Source organism: Paenibacillus cookii, assembly GCF_018333375.1.
GTDB classification, from domain to species: Bacteria; Bacillota; Bacilli; order Paenibacillales; family Paenibacillaceae; genus Paenibacillus_AQ; species Paenibacillus_AQ cookii.
In genome coordinates, this window is record NZ_BORW01000006.1 from 45,381 (window position 1) to 65,838 (window position 20,458).

Annotated in this window: 18 protein-coding genes; 17 read left to right on the forward strand and 1 reads right to left on the reverse strand. The window is 54.4% G+C overall.

Annotated features, from left to right (window positions below; genetic code table 11):
* Window positions 1-133: 133 nt before the first annotated feature.
* Window positions 134-1,708 (reverse strand): YifB family Mg chelatase-like AAA ATPase, encoded by a 1,575-nt coding sequence (locus KI367_RS08100; protein ID WP_212948910.1) that lies wholly within the window; start codon window positions 1,706-1,708, stop codon window positions 134-136.
* A 604-nt stretch (window positions 1,709-2,312) separates the two neighbouring features.
* Here KI367_RS08100 and sucC point away from each other — a divergent pair.
* The 17 genes from sucC to KI367_RS08185 all read left to right on the forward strand — a co-directional run bounded on the left by sucC (window position 2,313) and on the right by KI367_RS08185 (window position 20,442).
* On the forward strand, window positions 2,313-3,473 hold the full coding sequence (sucC, locus tag KI367_RS08105; protein ID WP_036706887.1) for an ADP-forming succinate--CoA ligase subunit beta: 1,161 nt from the start codon (window positions 2,313-2,315) through the stop codon (window positions 3,471-3,473).
* Between the two features lie 36 nt (window positions 3,474-3,509).
* A complete protein-coding gene (gene sucD, locus KI367_RS08110; RefSeq protein WP_212948912.1) occupies window positions 3,510-4,439 on the forward strand; it encodes a succinate--CoA ligase subunit alpha in 930 nt (309 codons plus the stop codon).
* A 109-nt stretch (window positions 4,440-4,548) separates the two neighbouring features.
* Window positions 4,549-5,664: a DNA-processing protein DprA gene (gene dprA, locus KI367_RS08115; protein ID WP_212948914.1), complete on the forward strand. Its 1,116-nt coding sequence runs from the start codon at window positions 4,549-4,551 to the stop codon at window positions 5,662-5,664.
* Window positions 5,665-5,730: 66 nt separating this feature from the next.
* Window positions 5,731-7,827, forward strand: coding sequence for a type I DNA topoisomerase (gene topA, locus KI367_RS08120; protein WP_212948916.1), 2,097 nt, complete (start codon window positions 5,731-5,733; stop codon window positions 7,825-7,827).
* A gap of 34 nt (window positions 7,828-7,861) precedes the next feature.
* Window positions 7,862-9,208 (forward strand): FADH(2)-oxidizing methylenetetrahydrofolate--tRNA-(uracil(54)-C(5))-methyltransferase TrmFO, encoded by a 1,347-nt coding sequence (trmFO, locus tag KI367_RS08125; protein ID WP_212948918.1) that lies wholly within the window; start codon window positions 7,862-7,864, stop codon window positions 9,206-9,208.
* 14 nt (window positions 9,209-9,222) lie between these two features.
* The gene (gene hslV / locus KI367_RS08130; RefSeq protein WP_212948919.1) at window positions 9,223-9,765 is read left to right on the forward strand and encodes an ATP-dependent protease subunit HslV; all 543 of its coding nucleotides are present in this window, start codon (window positions 9,223-9,225) and stop codon (window positions 9,763-9,765) included.
* Window positions 9,766-9,781: 16 nt separating this feature from the next.
* Entirely contained in the window at window positions 9,782-11,185 is a 1,404-nt protein-coding gene (gene hslU, locus KI367_RS08135; protein ID WP_036706891.1) for an ATP-dependent protease ATPase subunit HslU, read from the forward strand.
* 470 nt (window positions 11,186-11,655) lie between these two features.
* On the forward strand, window positions 11,656-12,066 hold the full coding sequence (flgB, locus tag KI367_RS08140) for a flagellar basal body rod protein FlgB (protein WP_036706893.1): 411 nt from the start codon (window positions 11,656-11,658) through the stop codon (window positions 12,064-12,066).
* A 6-nt stretch (window positions 12,067-12,072) separates the two neighbouring features.
* Entirely contained in the window at window positions 12,073-12,525 is a 453-nt protein-coding gene (gene flgC, locus KI367_RS08145; protein ID WP_036706895.1) for a flagellar basal body rod protein FlgC, read from the forward strand.
* 37 nt (window positions 12,526-12,562) lie between these two features.
* Complete coding sequence (gene fliE, locus KI367_RS08150) at window positions 12,563-12,874, forward strand: flagellar hook-basal body complex protein FliE (RefSeq protein WP_036706897.1); 312 nt, start codon at window positions 12,563-12,565, stop codon at window positions 12,872-12,874.
* Window positions 12,875-12,912: 38 nt separating this feature from the next.
* Window positions 12,913-14,493: a flagellar basal-body MS-ring/collar protein FliF gene (gene fliF, locus KI367_RS08155; RefSeq protein WP_036706898.1), complete on the forward strand. Its 1,581-nt coding sequence runs from the start codon at window positions 12,913-12,915 to the stop codon at window positions 14,491-14,493.
* A 12-nt stretch (window positions 14,494-14,505) separates the two neighbouring features.
* The gene (fliG, locus tag KI367_RS08160) at window positions 14,506-15,522 is read left to right on the forward strand and encodes a flagellar motor switch protein FliG (RefSeq protein WP_036706899.1); all 1,017 of its coding nucleotides are present in this window, start codon (window positions 14,506-14,508) and stop codon (window positions 15,520-15,522) included.
* Window positions 15,515-16,363, forward strand: a complete 849-nt coding sequence (locus KI367_RS08165; protein ID WP_036706905.1) for a FliH/SctL family protein — start codon at window positions 15,515-15,517, stop codon at window positions 16,361-16,363. The genes fliG and KI367_RS08165 overlap by 8 nt, the downstream gene beginning before the upstream one ends.
* Window positions 16,350-17,669, forward strand: coding sequence for a flagellar protein export ATPase FliI (gene fliI, locus KI367_RS08170; protein WP_212948921.1), 1,320 nt, complete (start codon window positions 16,350-16,352; stop codon window positions 17,667-17,669). Before KI367_RS08165 ends, fliI begins: the two co-directional genes overlap by 14 nt.
* A gap of 9 nt (window positions 17,670-17,678) precedes the next feature.
* Window positions 17,679-18,122 carry a flagellar export protein FliJ gene (fliJ, locus tag KI367_RS08175; RefSeq protein ID WP_036706910.1) on the forward strand — a complete coding sequence of 148 codons (444 nt, stop codon included), beginning with the start codon at window positions 17,679-17,681 and terminating at the stop codon, window positions 18,120-18,122.
* 46 nt (window positions 18,123-18,168) lie between these two features.
* Complete coding sequence (locus tag KI367_RS08180; RefSeq protein WP_036706911.1) at window positions 18,169-19,095, forward strand: MotE family protein; 927 nt, start codon at window positions 18,169-18,171, stop codon at window positions 19,093-19,095.
* 39 nt (window positions 19,096-19,134) lie between these two features.
* Window positions 19,135-20,442 (forward strand): flagellar hook-length control protein FliK, encoded by a 1,308-nt coding sequence (locus KI367_RS08185; RefSeq protein WP_212948923.1) that lies wholly within the window; start codon window positions 19,135-19,137, stop codon window positions 20,440-20,442.
* Window positions 20,443-20,458 lie beyond the last annotated feature (16 nt).

Genomic DNA, 20,458 nt, shown 5'->3' on the forward strand with positions numbered 1-20,458 from the left:
TCAGAAAACAAGAGAACACCGTGCCGTACAACATCAAATGGACTTCATCCGCCAATCATTTTCCGAATTCTGGTTCGAAGAATGGATCCCAGCCTAAAAAGACTTCCTGAAACGCGTTTCAGGAAGTCTTTTTTCACACCGGCGTTTCGGTTTGGGGTCGGTCCAGATTCCGGTATTGGATCGCCTCCGCGACATGGGAGGAGAGGATGTTTTCCTTTCCGTCCAGATCGGCGATCGTTCGGGAAAGCTTTAAAATCCGGTCATAGGCGCGCATGCTCAGTCCCAAGGCGTCGATCGTCCGATGAAGCATGTCGGCCGTATCCGGATCGAGCTTCGTGAACCGCCGGAGCGCTGTGCCGCTAAGCTCGCTGTTCCAGTTCATCTGGAGCATCCGGTAACGCCTTACTTGCCTTTCATGCGCTTCCAGCACTTGCGCGCGCATGTCCGCGGAGGAAAGGCTGAACTTTTCTTTCGTCCATTCCCTGGGCCTCGGCACGTCGACCTGCAGATCGATCCGGTCCAGCAGCGGGCCGGAAATTTTGGAGCGGTAATGCGCGATCCTTGCCGGACTGCATGTGCACGGATGACCGGGGTGATCGCTGCCCCAATACCCGCACGGGCAAGGGTTCATCGATGCGGCCAGCATGAATCTTGCCGGGAAGGTATGGACCGCCCTTGCCCGGCTGATCGTCACGCATTTGTCCTCCAGCGGCTGCCGCAGCACCTCCAGCACCTGCCGGTTAAACTCGGGCAGTTCGTCCAGAAACAGGATGCCGCGATGCGCCAGACTGACCTCCCCCGGCTTCGGTATCGTTCCGCCGCCGATCAAACCGCCGGCCGAAATCGTATGATGCGGGGAACGGAACGGCCGGGTCCGCAGCAGGCCCGCCGCCGGTTCCTTCAGTTTTCCCGCGGCGCTGAAAATTTTGGTCGTCTCCAGCGCCTCCTGCTCCGTCATGGGCGGGAGAATGGTGGGCAGGCGTTTGATCAGCATCGTTTTTCCCGTTCCCGGCGGACCGATCAGCATGATGTTATGCATGCCTGCCGCCGCAATCGTTAATGCCCGTTTCACGTGATGCTGTCCGAGAACGTCCGCATAATCTTCGGCTTGATGCGCTTCTTGACCGGGCGGATGGCCGGATACAAACCGCAGGCCCGCCAAAGACGAAATCCGCAGCGGAGCGTTCTTGTCCGCGGCCTCCTTTTCCCCGAGAGCGAATAGCTCTTTCAAATGGTCAAGTGCATAAATATTCATATTTTCGATGAGGGATGCTTCGGCGGCGTTATCCTTGGGGAGCAGGACGGCGGTAAATCCCTCGCGTTTGGCCCGGTCCACCATCGACAATACGCCCGTCACCGGCCGCAGGCTTCCGTCCAGCGCCATTTCCCCGATCATGAGGAGCTTTTCGTCTCCGGGAAGCACGAGCTGACCGCTGGTGCACAAAATGCCGAGGGCGATGGCCAGGTCGAAGGCGGAGCCTTCCTTGCGCAAATCGGCCGGCGCCAGGTTGATGGTCGTACGCTGCAAGGGGAAGGTGAACCCGCAGTTTTTGATTCCCGCCCGAACGCGTTCCACCGCCTCGCGAATGGCCGAATCGGGCAAGCCGATGATCGACGTTTGGGGAAGACCGTTCGAAATATCGACCTCAACCTGGATCAGAACCCCATCAATTCCGTATAAACATGCACTGTACATTTTTCCGTACATACGACAAAAGCACCCTTTCCAAACAGATCGGTTCTACTGCCCAAATGCAGCGGCGTGTCTGTCGAAAAAAGGTGCTTCCTTATTTTCGAACATGATATTGATCAAATTGTAATTTTGCGGCAGGGAAAAGTCAAGGCTGCTGTTTAGGGGAACTGCGGATATTCTTCGGGAACGTCATTGCAAAAGCTTTAGGTCGAAGAGGGATGGCCGTTGCCTGAAGCGGATGGCGGTATCTTAAGGTGGCATGCCCTGTTTGCCAAAAGATTAATATTTTCCAAATGTTGTGGTAATATAAGCCGGGAAGCGAGGGAAAAGCGCCGAAACCTAAGGGGAGCGGCCGGCAGGTCTAAAAGTGTCGATTTTTCAGGCCCGGTTGGAGTAGACAAGCGAAATCCTGAGCCGGAGAACAACAAAACGAATGATTATGGAAAAAAATCCCAAATATTCTCTCAAACGGATTAAACCGATATCAAAAAGCTGTCGATATTCCCTCAGTTTCTTAAGGTAAGCGTTTTAAAAACGTGGTACAATAGCTTGGGTTTATATTATTTTCCAAGAGAAAAGCCCGCCTTGTAGCAGTCATGTTGATAGGAGGATTCCGTAAATGAATATCCATGAATATCAAGGAAAACAGGTATTGAAGCAGTATGGGGTTACCGTTCCGAACGGAAAGGTCGCTTATACGGTGGAAGAAGCCGTCGAAGCGGCGAAAGAGCTTGGCAGCCAGGTCACGGTCGTCAAGGCCCAGATCCATGCGGGCGGACGCGGTAAGGCAGGCGGCGTCAAGGTAGCGAAAAATCTGGACGAAGTCCGCGCCTACGCCGAAGAAATCCTCGGCAAGGTTCTCGTTACGCATCAGACAGGTCCGGAAGGGAAGGAAGTAAAACGTCTTCTCATCGAAGAAGGCTGCGATATCCGGAAGGAATATTACGTGGGCGTCGTCGTCGACCGCGCAACGGGCCGCGTCGTGATGATGGGATCGGAGGAAGGCGGCACGGAGATCGAAGAAGTGGCTGCGAAAACTCCGGAGAAAATCTTCAAGGAAGTCGTTGATCCGGCCGTAGGACTGCAGGTTTTCCAAGCCCGCAGACTTGCTTATGCCATCAACATTCCGAAAGAATTGGTAAACAAAGCCGTTCAATTTATGATGGCCCTTTATACGGCTTTCGTGGATAAAGACTGCTCGATCGCGGAGATCAACCCGCTGGTTGTGACGGGTGACGGCAACGTCATGGCGCTGGACGCCAAACTGAACTTTGACTCCAACGCATTGTTCCGCCACAAGGACATTCAGGAGCTCCGCGATCTGGACGAAGAAAACGAAAAAGAAATCGAAGCATCCAAATACGACCTGAGCTACATCGCCCTTGACGGCAACATCGGCTGCATGGTTAACGGCGCGGGCCTTGCCATGGCAACGATGGATATCATCAAATACTACGGCGGCGACCCTGCCAACTTCCTTGACGTTGGGGGCGGCGCAACCACCGAGAAAGTAACGGAAGCGTTCAAAATCATTCTCTCCGACGAGCAGGTCAAAGGCATTTTCGTCAACATTTTCGGCGGCATCATGCGTTGCGACGTCATCGCCGAAGGCGTGGTCGAAGCGGCGAAACAGCTTGGTTTGACCCGTCCGCTGGTCGTGCGCCTGGAAGGCACCAACGTGGATCTCGGCAAGAAGATTTTGGCCGAATCCGGCTTGAACATCGTTCCAGCCGATTCCATGGCCGACGGCGCGCAAAAAATCGTCTCGCTCGTAAAATAAGGACCTTTAAATAAGATTAGGGGATGTGAACGAATCGTGAGTATTTTGGTCGATAAAAATACAAAAGTGATTACCCAGGGCATCACCGGGAAAACCGCCCTTTTCCATGCAAAAGGAGCCCTTGATTACGGAACGCAAATGGTGGGGGGCACTTCCCCGGGCAAAGGCGGCACAACCGTCGACATCGAGCTTGAAAACGGAACGTCCGTCAGCCTGCCCGTGTTCAATACGGTTGCCGAAGCCAAAGCGGCTACAGGCGCCACGGCGAGCGTTATTTACGTACCGCCGGCATTTGCCGCGGACTCCATCATGGAAGCGGTTGAAGCCGAAATGGAGCTCGTCATCTGCATCACCGAAGGCATTCCGGTGCTTGACATGGTCAAGGTTGCCCGTTACATGGAAGGCAAAAAGACCGTCCTGATCGGACCGAACTGCCCTGGCGTCATCACGCCCGGCGAATGCAAAATCGGCATCATGCCCGGCTACATCCATACGCCTGGACACGTAGGCGTCGTATCCCGCAGCGGAACGCTGACGTACGAGGCCGTCCATCAGCTGACGACCCGCGGCATCGGCCAATCCACGGCGGTGGGCATCGGCGGCGACCCGGTCAAAGGCACGGAATTCATCGACGTGCTGAAGCGTTTTAACGAAGATCCGAATACTTATGCGGTCATCATGATCGGCGAAATCGGCGGCACGGCCGAAGAGGAAGCCGCGGAATGGATCCGCGACAACATGACGAAACCTGTCGTCGGCTTTATCGGCGGCGTTACCGCTCCTCCGGGAAAACGCATGGGCCATGCAGGCGCCATCATTTCCGGCGGCAAAGGCACGGCGAAAGAAAAAATCGCCAAAATGGAAGAGTGCGGCATCAAAGTCGCTCCGACGCCTTCCGAAATGGGCTCCACGCTGGTCGACGTTTTGAAGGAACGCGGCCTGCTGGATAAATGCTTGACACACTAATCCGCATTCGGGTTATTATAGGATCAAAGGTAAGCAACCTTTTATTTCCTCCAGAGGGAATAAAAGGTTGCTTTTTGCATTTCAATTCGTTGCCTGAGGTGAAACCATGATGAATAAGCGCTGGCTGCTGATCGGTCTGCATGAATTCAAAGGGCTGGGCAGAAAAAGCATCGCACGAATCCTGTCGGAAGGTATGCTGTCGGAAGAGATGATCCATTTTAATAGTAGGGATTGGGAAAAATGCGGTTTTTCCGCCGGCCTGTCGGAGCGGTTGGCAAAAGAGCTCACGGCCGACTATATTTTGCGGAAACGGGAAGAAAAAGAAAGGGATGCGGGCACCCGCGTGGTCACCATTTTGGATGAGCATTATCCGGAGCTGCTGAAGGAAAGCCCCGATCCTCCGCACGTGCTTTACGGAAAAGGGGATCTCCGGTTGCTCCATGTGCCGTCGGTTGCCATGGTCGGGACAAGGGTTCCGACGGCGTACGGGCGGAAAATGGGGGCGGAGCTGGCGCAGGGATTATGCGAAGCGGGACTGGCCGTCGTCAGCGGGCTCGCCAGAGGAATCGACAGCATTTGCCACGAAGCTGCGTTATTATGCGGAGGCGGGACGGTTGCGGTCATTGCGACGGGCATCGATATCGTTTATCCGCCGGAAAACAAATCGCTTTTTGCCAGAATCGGCGATCGCGGATTGATCGTGACGGAATATCCTCCTGGGACAAGACCTCATCCGGGATTGTTTCCGCAGCGGAACCGCATCATTGCCGGCTTGTCGCTGGGCACGATCGTGGTGGAGGCGGATGAACGGAGCGGATCGCTCATTACGGCGGACGCGGCGCTGGATGCGGGGCGCGACGTTTTTGCCGTGCCGGGCCAGGCGAATTCCCCGAAAAGCAGGGGGGCTTTAAACCTGATCCGGCAGGGGGCCAAAATGGCCTGCAGCGCGGACGACGTTCTCGAGGAATATGATTCATGGTTGCCAAACCGGCACGAGAATACATACAATAGGGAACGCCAGGTAAAAGAGGCCGCGAGCGGAACGGGCCATTTGACAACCGACGAGCTGCAACTATACCATATACTGGAGCAGGGGCCGTTCACGCTGGACGAACTGCTGCTACGAAGCCGATGGGATTTTGGACATTTGCATTCAGTTCTGTTATCTTTAATCATAAAAAAGCAGATTACCCAATTACCTGGTGCTATATATAAGATCATCTGAACATTGAACGTTTGAACCGCAAAAAATCAAGCGAAACTTTTGACTGTAGGAGAGGAGGATGAGCCGATGGCTGATTCACTGGTGATCGTGGAATCGCCCGCCAAGGCGAAAACGATCGGCAAATATTTAGGCAGCAAATTTATCGTAAAGGCTTCCATGGGCCATGTTCGCGATTTGCCAAAAAGCCAAATCGGAGTTGAAATAGAAAACGAGTTCAATCCGAAGTACATTACGATCCGCGGAAAAGGTTCCGTGCTCAAAGAGCTGAAGGATGCCAGCAAAAAGGTCAAAAAGGTTTATCTCGCAGCCGACCCCGATCGCGAGGGGGAAGCGATTGCCTGGCATTTGGCGCATGCGCTTGAACTGGACGATACGGAAAACTGCCGGGTCGTATTCAACGAAATTACGAAGCAGGCCGTGAAGGACGCGTTCAAAACGCCGCGCAAAATCAACATGGATTTGGTCAACGCCCAGCAGGCGAGGCGGATTTTGGACCGTCTGGTAGGCTACAAGATCAGCCCATTATTATGGAAGAAAGTCAAAAAGGGACTGTCCGCGGGGCGGGTCCAATCGGTCGCCGTCAAAATCATCCTGGACCGCGAAAACGAAATCAACGCTTTCGTTCCCGAGGAATATTGGTCCATCACCGCTAAGCTTGCCAAGGGCAGCTCGGTGTTCGAAGCGAAATTCCATCAGCTTGAAGGGCAGAAGAAGGAGCTTTCGAAGGAAGAAGACGTCCAGGAGGTTCTGAAGGCGATCAAAGGGGCTACCTTCAAGGTGGCCGAGGTCAAGGAAAAAGAACGCCAGCGGCATCCGTCGCCGCCGTTTACGACAAGCTCCCTCCAGCAGGAAGCGGCCCGCAAGCTGAACTTCCGCGCTGCCAAAACGATGTCCGTCGCCCAGCAGCTGTACGAAGGGGTCGAACTCGGCAAGGAAGGCACCGTCGGTTTGATTACTTACATGCGTACCGACTCGACGCGAATTGCCGCGTCCGCGCAGGAAGAAGCAAAAGGTTACATCGGCGAAAAATTCGGCGGCGATTTCGTGCCGGAAACCCCGCGCGAATATTCGAAGAAAGCGGCAAACGCGCAGGATGCGCACGAAGCGATCCGCCCGACCTCGGTGCTCCGCGATCCCGAATCCGTCAAAGCCTTCATGAGCCGCGACCAGTTCAGGCTGTATAAGCTGATTTGGGAGCGCTTCGTGGCGAGCCAGATGGCTTCCGCGGTTCTCGATACGCTGTCGGTGGATATCGCCGCCGGAACGGCCGTATTCCGCGCTTCCGGCTCCAAGGTGCGTTTCCCGGGCTTCATGAAGGTGTATGTCGAAGGAAACGACGACGGCACGACCGAAGAAGAGAAATTCCTGCCCGAGCTGACGCCGGGAGATAAGCTGAAGAAGGAAGACATCGAGCCGAAGCAGCATTTCACCCAGCCTCCGCCGCGGTATACGGAAGCGCGTCTCGTGCGCACGATGGAGGAGCTTGGAATCGGACGGCCGAGTACGTATGCCCCGACGCTGGAAACGATTCAGAAGCGGGGTTACGTGGCGATCGAAGACAAGAAATTCGTTCCCACCGAGCTGGGAGAGCTGGTCATCGAGCAAATGGAACAGTTTTTTCCGGAAATTCTCGATGCGGAGTTTACCGCCCATATGGAAGAAGATCTCGACCATGTGGAGGAAGGCTCCGAGGATTGGGTGAAGGTGCTGAAGGAATTTTACGAATCCTTCGAAAAACGCCTGGAAGTCGCCGAGGAGGAAATGAAGGAAATCGAAATCGAAGACGAGGTTTCCGACGAAATCTGCGACAAATGCGGTAGGCCGATGGTTTACAAGCTGGGTCGGTTCGGAAAGTTTCTGGCATGCTCGGGATTCCCGGATTGCCGGAACACGAAACCGATCGTCAAGGATATCGGCGTGACTTGTCCGAAATGCAAGGAAGGCCACGTCGTGGAACGCCGCAGCAAAAAAGGGCGCATCTTTTACGGCTGCGACCGTTATCCGGAATGCGGTTTCGTGTCCTGGGACCGCCCTTCCAGCGTTCCTTGCCCGAAATGCGGCTCGTGGATGGTGGAAAAGCGGAACAAGCAAGGAGCCCGGCTGCAATGCACCTCCTGCGACCACACCCAGGAAATCGAAGAAAACGATGAAGACACAGTCTAACAGCATGTTGTATGCACAGTAGGAGGTAATGAAATTGACCGAAGCAAAACAGGTGACCGTCATCGGCGCGGGTCTGGCAGGCAGCGAAGCTGCCTGGCAGATCGCGAGCCGGGGCGTACCCGTGAAATTATATGAAATGCGTCCCGTCGTCAAAACGCCCGCCCACCATACGGACAAGTTTGCCGAGCTCGTCTGCACGAATTCCCTTCGGGCCAACGGCTTGACCAACGCGGTCGGCGTGCTTAAAGAAGAAATGCGGATGCTGGATTCGATCATTTTGAAATCGGCGGACAAAAACGCGGTTCCCGCCGGCGGCGCGTTGGCGGTGGACCGGGACGGTTTTTCCGGCGATATTACGAGCATCCTGCACAACCATCCGCTGATCGAGGTCGTAAACGAAGAAATACAGCATATACCTGAAGAGGGGATCGTCGTCATCGCGACAGGCCCTCTGACATCCCCTGCTCTCTCTGCCGAAATCAAAGCGCTCATGGGCGAGGAGTATTTTTATTTTTACGATGCGGCAGCGCCGATCGTCGAAAAAGATTCCATCGATATGAGCAAAGTGTACCTGGCTTCCCGCTACGACAAAGGCGAAGCCGCCTATTTGAACTGCCCGATGACCGAAGAAGAGTTCAACGCGTTTTACGATGCGCTCGTTTCGGCCGAAGTCGCGCAGCTGAAGGAATTCGAGAAAGAAGTTTATTTCGAGGGCTGCATGCCGATCGAAGTGATGATGAAACGCGGCAAACAGACGGCTTTGTTCGGTCCGATGAAGCCCGTCGGCCTGGTGAACCCTCATACGGGCGAACTTCCGTACGCGGTCGTGCAGCTGCGCCAGGACAACGCGGCGGGAACGCTGTACAACCTCGTAGGGTTCCAGACCCACCTGAAATGGGGCGAGCAAAAACGGGTGTTCTCCATGATTCCGGGACTCGAAAATGCCGAATTCGTCCGCTATGGCGTCATGCACCGCAACACGTTCATCAATTCGCCGCGCCTGCTTAAGCCTACATATCAGCTTAAGACGAACGAGAATCTGTTTTTTGCCGGGCAAATGACCGGGGTGGAAGGATATGTCGAATCGGCCGCATCGGGGCTTATAGCGGGCATTAACGCCGCCAGAAAGGCCAAAGGCGAGGAGCTCGTCGTTCTACCCGAAACCAGTACGATCGGAAGCATGGCGCATTACGTCACGAATGCCGATCCGAAGCATTTCCAGCCGATGAATGCGAACTTCGGTTTGCTGCCGGCACTAGGCCAAAAAATCCGCAACAAAAAAGAGAAAAACGAGGCGCTTGCCAACCGGGCGCTCGCCAGCATTGCCGAATTCGTCAAAGAATACGGCGCCTCGAAAGCAGGGGCAGGAAGCATAGAGTAGGAGGCTTGACGGACATGGAGATGTCATTTCACGCAACGACGATTTGCGCCGTGCGTCACAACGGGAAGGCGGCCATCGCCGGCGACGGGCAAGTGACGTTCGGCGAGAACATGATCATGAAGCAAACGGCCAAAAAGGTACGGCGGCTCTATAGGGGGCAGGTCGTAGCCGGTTTCGCCGGATCCGTGGCGGATGCCATTACCCTTTTCGAAAAGTTCGAAGGCAAACTGGAGGAGCATCACGGCAATCTGCAGCGCGCGGCGGTGGAGCTTGCAAAAGACTGGAGATCCGACCGCGTCCTCCGCAAGCTCGAAGCCTTGATGATCGTCATGGACAAGAGCGGCATGCTGCTGATCTCCGGAGGCGGAGAAATCATTGAGCCTGACGACGACGTCATCGCGATCGGGTCGGGGGGCAGCTTTGCGCTGTCGGCCGCCCGGGCGCTGAAACGTCATGCGCAGGATCTCGAAGCGAAAGACATCGCGCGCGAGGCGCTGAAAATCGCTTCCGAAATTTGCGTCTACACGAACGGGAATATCATCGTGGAAGAGCTGTAAGGACAGGGGGATGAACATGGTGAATCAGAACATGACGCCAAGACAGATTGTCGCCGAATTGGATAAATATATCGTCGGGCAGAAACAAGCCAAAAAATCCGTAGCCGTCGCCCTACGCAACCGGTATCGCCGCAGTCTTCTTCCCGACGAGGACCGCGACGAGATCGTTCCGAAAAACATTTTGATGATCGGGCCGACCGGCGTGGGCAAAACGGAAATCGCCAGACGTTTGGCCAAACTCGTCAACGCGCCGTTCGTCAAAATCGAGGCCACGAAGTTTACCGAAGTCGGCTACGTCGGCCGCGACGTGGAGTCCATGGTCCGCGATTTGATCGAAACGTCGATCCGGATGGTGAAAGGCGAGCGGATGGAAAAGGTCAAAGACCGCGCGGAGGAGCTTGCCAACGAACGCATCGTCAAAATCCTCGTTCCAAGGAACGCGAAAAACAAAGGCCAGCGCAATCCGTTCGAAATGCTGTTCGGGAACGGGAACAACGAGCCGCAGGATGAGGACGAAGACCAGGAGCTTGAAGGTTCGATCGCCGAAAGACGGCGCCAGGTCAAGTTCAAGCTGCTGTCCGGCAGCATGGAGGACGACCTGATCGAAATCGACGTTGAGGATACGACGCCGACGATGATGGATATGCTTGCCGGCCAAGGCAACGATCAAATGGGCATGAACATCCAGGAAATGTTCGGCAGCCTGCTGCCGAAACGGACGAAAAAACGGAAGCTCACGATCAAGGAAGCACGCAAGGTGCTGATTCAGGAAGAAGCGACGAAGCTGATCGACATGGACGACGTCATCGCCGAGTCGGTGTCCCGGGCAGAGCAATCCGGCATCATTTTTATCGATGAGATCGACAAGGTGGCTAGCCAGGGCAAAGGAAGCGGCCCTGACGTGTCCAGGGAAGGCGTGCAGAGGGATATCCTTCCCATCGTCGAAGGTTCCACCGTCATGACCAAATACGGCCCCGTAAAGACGGATTTCATCCTGTTTATTGCGGCCGGCGCTTTCCATATCGCCAAACCGTCCGATTTGATTCCGGAATTGCAGGGACGTTTCCCGATCCGTGTCGAATTGAACAGCCTGTCGCTGGATGATTTCGTGTCGATTTTGACGGAACCGAAAAACGCGATTACGAAGCAATACAAGGATTTGCTGAAGACGGAAAACCTCGAAATCGACTTTTCGCCCGAAGCCATCCGGGAGATTGCCAAAATTGCCGCAACCGTGAACGAAAACATGGAAAATATCGGCGCGCGCAGGCTGCACACCATCCTGGAGAAGCTGCTGGAGGATCTTTCGTTCGAAGCGCCGGAGCTGACGCTGGAGCACATGACGATCACGCCGGAGTATGTGCGGGAGAAACTTGCCGGTATCGCGCAGGACCGCGATCTCAGCCAATATATATTGTGATCATAGACATAGATAACCCGATCGGAAGCCTTAAAGGCTTATATTCTGATCGGGTTATTTGTCGTTAAAACCGGTCGTTTAGTAACGGATCGGGAAAATATGAAAATTTTTTGAAAATTTATACTTTCGCAAATCGGAAAATCCGGGACTATTTCGCATCGTTTTTGGCGAAAACTGGCGATGCGCAAGGTTGTCCTAAACCTCTAATCCCTTATACGGAGCAGAATCACAAAGATTTCGACGCAAAATAAGAAAAAAGCCCCTCTTTTAGTCAAAAGATAGGGCTTTTTTCTTATTGTAATAAATCCCAATCTCTAAGAAACTTAGGATATACGACAAGTTAGTAATTTTTTCTACTTAAGTCCCAAAAATCTTGTTTATTTTGATTGGTTTTGTCGAAAAAGACAGGATTTCGGAGGATGAAGTGGAAAAATTTCATATGTAAGATCTTTTGAAGAGGGGGGCAGAACATGGATTTGTTGAACAGCACCAGCTTTCGGCTCATGGAGGCTGGACTGCGTGCGGCTAACATTAGGCAAAATGTCATTTCCAACAACATCGCGAACGAGGAGACGCCTTATTTCAAGCGCTCGGACGTGTCGTTCGAAAATTTGCTGCAGCAGGAAATGAACGACGGTGCGATGCCTCGGTTGCGCGGCAAAGTAACGGATCCCCGGCATTTTGTCATAGGACCTGCCAATTCGATTCCGGAGCCGGTCGTCACCACGGACCGGTCCACCGCGATGAACAATAACCGGAACAATGTCGATGTCGACAGCGAAATGGCGAATCTGGCGGCAAACCAAATTCAGTACAATTCTTACATCCAGCAAATCAATGAACAAATCAAAATGATGCGCGTCGCGGTAGAAGGGAGATAAGAATAGATGAATTTGAACAGCAGTTTTGGCATCAGTGCATCCGGCCTGACGGCGCAGCGCCTCAGAATGGATGTCATTTCTTCGAATATCGCCAATGCAGAAACGACCAGGGCATCCATCGTCAACGGACAAGCCGTGCCTTACCGGCGCAAGATGGTCGTTTTAGCGCCGAATGAGTCGAAATTCGAGAATATGCTGCAAGCACAATTGAATGGGGAGGGAAGCTCGGCTCGGGGAGTGAAGGTCAATGCGATCCAAGAGGACCAGACCCCTTTCAAGCCCGTATATAATCCGAGCCATCCGGACGCGGATGCAGAGGGGTATGTGTACATGCCTAACGTGGACCTCACCAAGGAAATGGTGGACCTGATTTCGGCGTCGCACGCGTACAACGCGAACGTAACGGCGTTAAACGCTTCGAAAGCGATGATTATGAAAGCTTTAGAAATCGGCCGGTAGTTCCATAGAACCATAAATGCATTAAGGAGGGACATTGATGATACAGAACACCATGTTCAACACGCTCAACGTACAACCGCTTAAACTTCAGGAAACCACACCGGGCGGAAAAGATACGCCGGCGGAATCGCTTAGCAAGTTCGGTACATATCTGGAAAATGCCATCAGCCAAATCGCAGACCAGGAAAAAACGTCCAAGGACATGAGCACGAAGTTCATGCTCGGGCAAGTGGACGTGGACCAAGTCATGATTTCCTCGGAAAAAGCGCTGCTGAGCCTGCAGCTTGCGTCCCAAGTCCGCAATAAGGTCATCGAGGCCTATCAGGAAATCATGCGTACGCAAATCTAATCGTAAATGGCTAAGATTCGGGTAGGGTGGGTGACGTTGTGAATGAAAGAATCGCCCAATATAAGGACAGAGTCGTCCAATATTGGAATCAGTTCAGCAAGAAACAGAAAACCATTTTTATTTCAACACTCGCATTAATCGTCATTGCCATCGTGGTATTGACCATTCAGCTTTCCAAAACGGAATACGAGGTCGCCTTCAAGGATTTGAACGCCAGCGATTCCGCAGGCATCATGAATTATCTGGACACGAACAACATTCCGTACAAGCTCGGTCCCGACGGAAAAACGATCTCGGTGCCTAGCGCGCAGGCTGCCCGCATCAAGGTGGATGTCGGCTCCCAAGGCATCATACAAAACGGTTCGATCGGATTCCGCGCTTTCGACAATTCCTCTTCGATCGGAACGACGGACAGCGAGTTTAACGTAAAGTATAACAACGCTTTGAACGGCGAGGTCGAACAGCTTCTCAAGCAAATGAACGGCATTTCCAACGCGAAGGTGCTCGTCACTCTGCCAAAGGAAAGCGTCTTTGCAGGAATGGACGACCAGGAAAAAGGCAACGCATCCGTCGTGTTGACCTTCAAACCGGGTTACCATCCGAACCAGGCGACGATCGACGGATATTTCAACCTCGTCAAAACGGCGGTGCCGAATCTTCCGATCGAAAACATCACGATGATGGAAGGCGAAAGCAACACGGAGCTTCTTCCGTCCGCCAGAGGCGGGCAAGGAACGCTGAGCAGCTCGGTGGAAGAAAACTTCGCGCTGCAAAAGAAATTCGAAAACGAGGTGCGCCAAAACGTCAAGCAGTTCCTGGGCCAATTTATGGGTCCGAACAAAGTCGACGTGCTGGTCGTGTCGAAGCTGAATTTCGACAAGGTTCAGAGCAAGGAAAACCTGGTCACGCCGGTCGATGCCGAAAACATGAAGGGCATTGAAATCAGCGTGCAGGAAATATCGAAAAACTATACGGGCAAAAGCAGCCCCGAGGGCGGCGTGGCCGGAACCGGCCAAACGCAGGTGCCGTCCTATCCGGGAGACGCGTCCTCAGGCGACGTCACTTCCGAAGATTTGTCCAAAACGATCAATTACGAAGTGAACCGGATTACGAAGGATATCGTCTCGAGTCCTTATACCGTTAAAGATTTAACCATTAATGTAGCCGTTGAACCGCCTACCGGACAAAAAACGGTGGATCAGCAAACGAAAGATGCCATTCAAAACATTTTGGTGAACATCGTCAGGGCATCCCTTGCGGATTCGGGCTCTACATATACAGACGCAGATCTGGCCAAAAAAGTTTCGGTTTATTCGCAACCTTTTGGCGAGGAACAGACCCCGGCGAAAGGCTTGCATCTTTCCAAAGGAGTTCTGTGGGGCATCGGTCTCGCCGCGCTTGCTCTGCTTGCGGGAGGCGCGTTCCTGATTTTCCGCCGCCGCAAACAGAACGAAGAACTGGAAGAGGATCTTCCGCTGCCGGCTCCGACAGAGTTTCCGTCCATCAGCTTGGAAAGCGTGACGAACGAAAGCCAGGTGCGGAAGCAGCTTGAAACGCTGGCAAAGAAAAAGCCGGAGGAATTTGTCAATCTGCTGCGTACATGGCTCGCTGACGAATAGAGGTGAAATGACTTGGTAAAACCAAACAGCCAGGGGCTCAGCGGGAGGCAAAAAGCGGCGATCCTGCTGATTACGCTCGGGCCGGAAGTCTCGGCTCAAATCTTCAAGCATTTAAGGGATGAAGAGATCGAGCAGCTAACTTTGGAAATTGCAAACGTACGGAAAGTGGACAGCGTGGAAAAAGACATGATCCTGTCGGAGTTCCACCAAATCTGTCTCGCTCAGGAATATATATCCCAAGGCGGCATCAACTACGCCAAGGAAATTTTGGAGAAGGCGCTCGGCCCGCAAAAAGCGATCGAGGTCATCAATCGCCTGACGGCGACGCTGCAGGTGAGACCTTTCGATTTTGCGCGCAAAGCGGATCCGAACCAGATTTTGAACTTCATTCAAAACGAAAACGCGCAGACGATCGCGCTGGTCCTGTCCTATCTGCAGTTCGAACAGGCGGCTGCCATCCTGTCGTCCCTGCCGCAAGAAAAGCAGGCCGACGTGGCAAGGCGAATCGCCGTCATGGACAGCACGTCTCCGGAAGTCATTGCGCAAGTGGAGCGGGTTTTGGAACAGAAGCTCTCGGCTACGGTCACGCAGGATTATACGAACGCCGGCGGCATCGAGTCGATCGTCCAAATTTTGAACGGCGTCGACCGCGGCACGGAACGGACCATCCTCGACTCCCTGGAAATCCAGGATCCGGAGCTGGCCGAAGAAATCAAAAAACGGATGTTCGTGTTCGAGGATATCGTCAACGTGGACAACCGTTCCATTCAGCGGATCATCCGCGACGTCGAAAACTCGGACCTGCAGCTTGCCCTCAAGGTGGCGAGCGAAGAGGTGCGCGACGTCATTTTCCGCAACATGTCCAAACGGATGGCGGAGACCTTCAAGGAAGAAATGGAATACATGGGTCCGGTGCGGCTGCGTGACGTCGAAGAAGCGCAGACCCGCATCGTAAGCACGATCCGCAGACTGGAAGAAGCCGGTGAGATCATCATAGCTCGCGGCGGAGGAGATGACATTATTGTCTAATCTAATCAAATCTTCCCAATACGTTCCGGTCGAAGCGCTGAAAAAGCTGGACCTCGGGCATCGTTACGTTCCGCAATCGGAAGCTTCTCCGATGGAAGAAAAAGCGTCCGAAGAGATCAGGAAAATCGAAGCGGACGAAGAAGCGAAGCGGCTCAGCAAGGAGATGCTCGAGGATGCCCGCGAGTTCGCCGAACGGCAGCTGCGCGAGGCTTCGGAGGAAGCGGAGCGCATGCTGGCGGAAGCAAGCGGGCAGATCGACAGCTGGTGGCAGGAGCGCAGGCTTCAGGACGAACATTTGGTCGAAGCGCTCAAATCCGAAGGTTACGACACAGGGTACCGGGAAGGCTCGGAGAAGGCGATGGCGGATCTTCGGGACCAAATCGGCCGGATGATGGACGAAGCGCAGACGGTGCTGAAGCAAGCTTATTTAATGAAAGAACAGATCATTCAGGAGGCCGAGCCGTTTCTGGTCGAACTCAGCTGCGCCATCGCCGAGAAAGTGATCGACAAACAGCTGACGCTCGAACCGGACTACGTGATCGAACTGATCAAAAACAATTTATCGCGCAAGCGGGAGCAGGGCGTCATCACGCTTTGCGTGGCGCCGAAACATTTCGCTTTCGTTCAGGCTGCAAGGGAAGAGCTTGCGGCCGCGATCGACTCCCAGGCGGAGCTTCAAATTTTGCCGGATTCGACGGTTCACGACCAGGGCTGCGTCATTCGCTCGTCCTTCGGCAGCATCGACGCGAGAATCGATACGCAGCTGACCGAAATCAAAAAGGAACTGATTCGGATCGCGCTGGATGACGAGGAGCGGAGCAACCAAGATGAAGATGCTTAGCAGCGAACGATACAAGGAACATCTGCGGAATTTGGACCCGGTCAGAATCAACGGCAAAGTCACCCAGGTGATCGGGCTGATGGTGGAATCCGAAGGACCGGACGCCAGCGTCGGCGATGTCTGCTACATTTATCCGACGAAAAGCTCTAAACCGCTGCAGGCCGAGGTCGTCGGCTTCCGGGACAACAAGGTGCTGCTGATGCCGCTGGGGGAGCTCCATTCGATCGGTCCGGGCTGCGACGTCGTGGGAACGGGCAAGCCGCTTAGCGTTCAGGTCGGCTCCGAGCTGCTTGGCAAAGTTCTTGACGGGCTCGGGCAACCGCTCGACGGATCGCTGATCCCGACCCGGATGCCGTACAGTTCGACGTACAACGAGCCGTCCAATCCTTTGACCCGCCCAAGGGTCAAGGAACCGATCAGCATCGGAGTGAGGGCCATCGACGGACTGCTGACGATCGGCAAAGGGCAGAGGGTCGGCATTTTCGCCGGCTCCGGCGTCGGCAAAAGCACGCTGATGGGCATGATTGCCCGCAACACGGACGCGGACGTCAACGTGATCGCCTTAATCGGGGAACGGGGACGCGAGGTTTTGGACTTTATCGAAAGGGACCTGGGGCCGGAGGGGCTGCAGCGTTCTGTTGTCGTCGTCGCGACGTCGGATCAGCCGGCGCTTGTCAGGATCAAAGGCGCCCTGATCGCGACGACCATCGCGGAATATTTTCGCGACCGGGGGATGAACGTCATGCTGATGATGGACTCGGTAACCCGCTATGCCATGGCGCAGCGCGAGGTGGGCCTGGCCGTCGGCGAACCGCCGGCCATGAGAGGCTACACGCCTTCCGTCTTTGCCAGTTTGCCGAAACTGCTCGAACGGGCCGGAACAGGACCGACGGGTTCAATTACGGCCTTTTATACCGTCCTGGTCGACGGCGACGACATGAACGAACCGATTGCCGATGCGGTCCGGGGGATTTTGGACGGCCATATCGTGCTGAACCGCAACATCGCCAATAAGGGGCATTTTCCCGCCATCGACGTGCTTGCGAGCATCAGCCGGGTGATGAAGGATATCGCGCCGAAAGAGCAGATCGAAGCGGCGGACAATTTAAAAAGGCTGATGGCCGTTTACAAAGACTCGGAGGATTTGATCAACATCGGCGCCTACCAACGAGGCTCCAACGAGCAAATCGACGAGTCGATCGATTATATCCAGCAGATATGGGACTTCACCAAGCAGAAGGTGGACGAGAAAGTAACGCTGGAGCAGGTGCAGGAGCGTTTGATTTCCGAATTTTCAAGGAGATGACCTTAAGGGATGAAATTTCAGTATGCGTTCCAGAAAATCGTGGATTTGAAAACCAATGAGAAAACACAAGCCGAATGGATGCTATCCAGCGCGATCGGAAGATTGCAGGAAGAAAAGAAATCTCTTGAAGAGCTGCTTGAAAGCAGGGAACGGATGGCGAAACAACTCCAGGAGGCTGCCGAACGGCGGGCGCCGGTAGCGAAAATACGCGAGTTTCAAATGTATGCCGATCATTTGCAGCAATGCATCGCCAAAAAATATTCCGACGTCGAGCGGGCGGACAGCAATGTCCAAATGAAAAAACATCAGCTGACCCGCAAAATGCTGGACGAACAGGTCTGGCTCAAAGCACGGGATAAGGCTAAAAGTTCCTTTCAGCAAACCATGCTCCTGAGGGAACAGAACGAACTGGATGAAATGGCAACAGTCAGGTTCGCCATGAGAGCGAGATAGATGGAACGAATCGAAACGATGCTGTGGCCTCGGGGGTGGATTGATTGTGGCAGATAAAGATTTTGATATAGAGAAAGAGTCTGCGGGAGGGTTTGAAAAGTTTCTGTTTTTCATGATCCCGATCATTTTTACGGTCGTGCTGATCGGCGTGCTGCTCACGCTATTTAACGTCGATGTTCGAAACAGCGTGCTGAGCGTTGCGGATAAAATTCCGGTCGTCAAAAACTGGGTTCCCGATCCCGTCAAAGACCCTGAAAAAACGAAGCTTCAAAACGCGAAAGATCAGGTCAAAAGCGCAAACGCGACGATCGACGAGCTCAAAAACAAGCTGGCGGCCAAAGAAGCGGATCTGCAAAAGGCCAAGGAAGAAAAAGCCGAGCAGGAACAGAAAGTGAAAAGCCTGCAGGACCAGCTGGAATCGGCGCAAAACGCGGAAACCGCAGCGCAGGGCGCAAATCCGGAAAACGCCGATCCCTATGAAAAGCAAATCAAGGATTTGGCCAAAATGTACGCCGACATGAGCCCGAGCAAAGCCGCGCCGATCATGCAGAACATGACGACCGAAGAAATGGTATTGCTCCTCAGCAGCATGAAAACCGACAGCCGGACAGCAATCCTGGCCAAGATGGACCCGAAGATTGCGGCGGATGTATCGATGAAACTGAAGGATGCCGTTTCTTCGAGCGATTTGGCGATCGCGGCGCTGCAATCCCGGATCAGCAAGGATGCGGCGGAGGAAAAAACCGGCTCGTCGAGCGGACTCGACAAAACGCAAATCAGCCAAACCTTTGCGAGCATGCCTGCCAAAAGCGCGGCGGAGCTCCTCCTTGCGACCTATAAAATATCGCCAGACAAAGTATTGAAAATTTTGAACGAGGTGGCTGACTCGACCCGTTCCGGAATCCTGGACGCGATGAACGCCAAGGATCCCAAAACGGCGGCCGTCATCTTGAACAAATTGATGATCAAGTAAGATCAGCCCTTTTCGGTTCGTGAAAGGAGGTGAAATCATATGAGTCTCGTTTTTCAAAACGTGGCCGCCGGAAACTCCCCAAGCGGAAAAACAGCGGCTGCCGGCGGCAAGCAGGCGGCGGGAACGGGGGCCGTCGCGGGCGTATTCAATCAATCGCTGGCGCAAATGATGTCGGGGGATGCCTCGCAGCCAAGCGCCGCGATCGTAAATGCAGGCACGCTGCTCGAAGGCCTCCTCCAACTGGCGGGGATGGGCGCAACCGGCGAAGAAGCCGGAGGCGATGAGCAAGGCGTCCTGGACCTGCTGCAAAGCCTGACCGCCGACATGGACAAGCTGGACGAGGCGGTTGCGGCCGATCCCGAGCTGCTTGCGGCGCTTCAGGGCTGGCTGCAGCAAGTTCAAAACCTGCTGAACCAGGCCAATTCGGCGGGGAATGCGGCGCAGGCGGAAAACGCGGATGCGCTGACGGGCCCTCTTTCCGAAAGTCCGGCGACGATTCGATTTGTCGTGCAGGACGGGATGGAACAGCTCGCCTCCCTGCTGCAAAAACGGCAAGGGGCGCCAGGCAAGACGCAGCATCAGGCGCTTCAGCTTCTCCAGTCGTTCCAGGAGCTGATCAACAACGGGCAGGCGGCGCCATCGAAGCCGCTAGAGACACAGACGTTTGCGGCCCAGAGCAAAAATGCCGTGTTCGAACCCCGTATCAGCGTTTTGTCTAAAGGCGTACAGCCCGCAGGCACCGAGCAGACGGCTGCCGGGGACCGCCACGAGCAGCCTGACGACCCGTTTGCTACCCAGCATACGGTAACGGCCGGCCAGCTGGCATTGCGACACGGCATCAACGCTTCGGCGAAAGCCGCGGCACCGGTACCGGTCGAGAAATTTTCGGAAGAGATGAGCGGATTTGTCGTCAAAAATCTGGAATTCGTGAAGCAGCAAGGAATTTCGGAGGCAAGAATCACGCTTTATCCGGAGCGCCTGGGCCAAGTGGACGTCAAGCTGACGATGCAAAACGGCCAGCTGATCGCGCAATTTTCGACCGAGCATGCGGCCACAAAGGACCTGCTGGAACAACAGATGAGCCAGCTTCGTTCGACGCTGCAAACGCAAGGCGTGCAGGTTGAAAAGCTGGTCGTAACCCAGAACCCGTCGCCGCAATCGCAAATGTATCAGGACGGCGGACGCCAGCCGGGAGCAGGTCAGCAGCAGTCCAACCGCCGCTCCAAGGAGAAGGAGACGCCTACCGACGACGCGATCACAGTCGCGGAACTGGGGGAAGAGCTTAGCGAGTGGCTGGCAGCCCGGGAACAAGCGGACGGCGGCAACATGTTTACGGCAAAAGCTTAGCCAGACGGAGGTGAAA

Excerpts from the sequence above, each read along its gene's own strand:
- KI367_RS08100 (WP_212948910.1), bottom strand. The coding sequence starts at position 1,708 with ATGTACGGAAAAATGTACAGTGCATGTTTATACGGAATTGATGGGGTT.
- sucC (WP_036706887.1), top strand. The coding sequence starts at position 2,313 with ATGAATATCCATGAATATCAAGGAAAACAGGTATTGAAGCAGTATGGG.
- dprA (WP_212948914.1), top strand. The coding sequence starts at position 4,549 with ATGAATAAGCGCTGGCTGCTGATCGGTCTGCATGAATTCAAAGGGCTG.
- topA (WP_212948916.1), top strand. The coding sequence starts at position 5,731 with ATGGCTGATTCACTGGTGATCGTGGAATCGCCCGCCAAGGCGAAAACG.
- hslV (WP_212948919.1), top strand. The coding sequence starts at position 9,223 with ATGGAGATGTCATTTCACGCAACGACGATTTGCGCCGTGCGTCACAAC.
- hslU (WP_036706891.1), top strand. The coding sequence starts at position 9,782 with ATGGTGAATCAGAACATGACGCCAAGACAGATTGTCGCCGAATTGGAT.
- flgB (WP_036706893.1), top strand. The coding sequence starts at position 11,656 with ATGGATTTGTTGAACAGCACCAGCTTTCGGCTCATGGAGGCTGGACTG.
- flgC (WP_036706895.1), top strand. The coding sequence starts at position 12,073 with ATGAATTTGAACAGCAGTTTTGGCATCAGTGCATCCGGCCTGACGGCG.
- fliE (WP_036706897.1), top strand. The coding sequence starts at position 12,563 with ATGATACAGAACACCATGTTCAACACGCTCAACGTACAACCGCTTAAA.
- fliI (WP_212948921.1), top strand. The coding sequence starts at position 16,350 with ATGAAGATGCTTAGCAGCGAACGATACAAGGAACATCTGCGGAATTTG.
- fliJ (WP_036706910.1), top strand. The coding sequence starts at position 17,679 with ATGAAATTTCAGTATGCGTTCCAGAAAATCGTGGATTTGAAAACCAAT.
- KI367_RS08185 (WP_212948923.1), top strand. The coding sequence starts at position 19,135 with ATGAGTCTCGTTTTTCAAAACGTGGCCGCCGGAAACTCCCCAAGCGGA.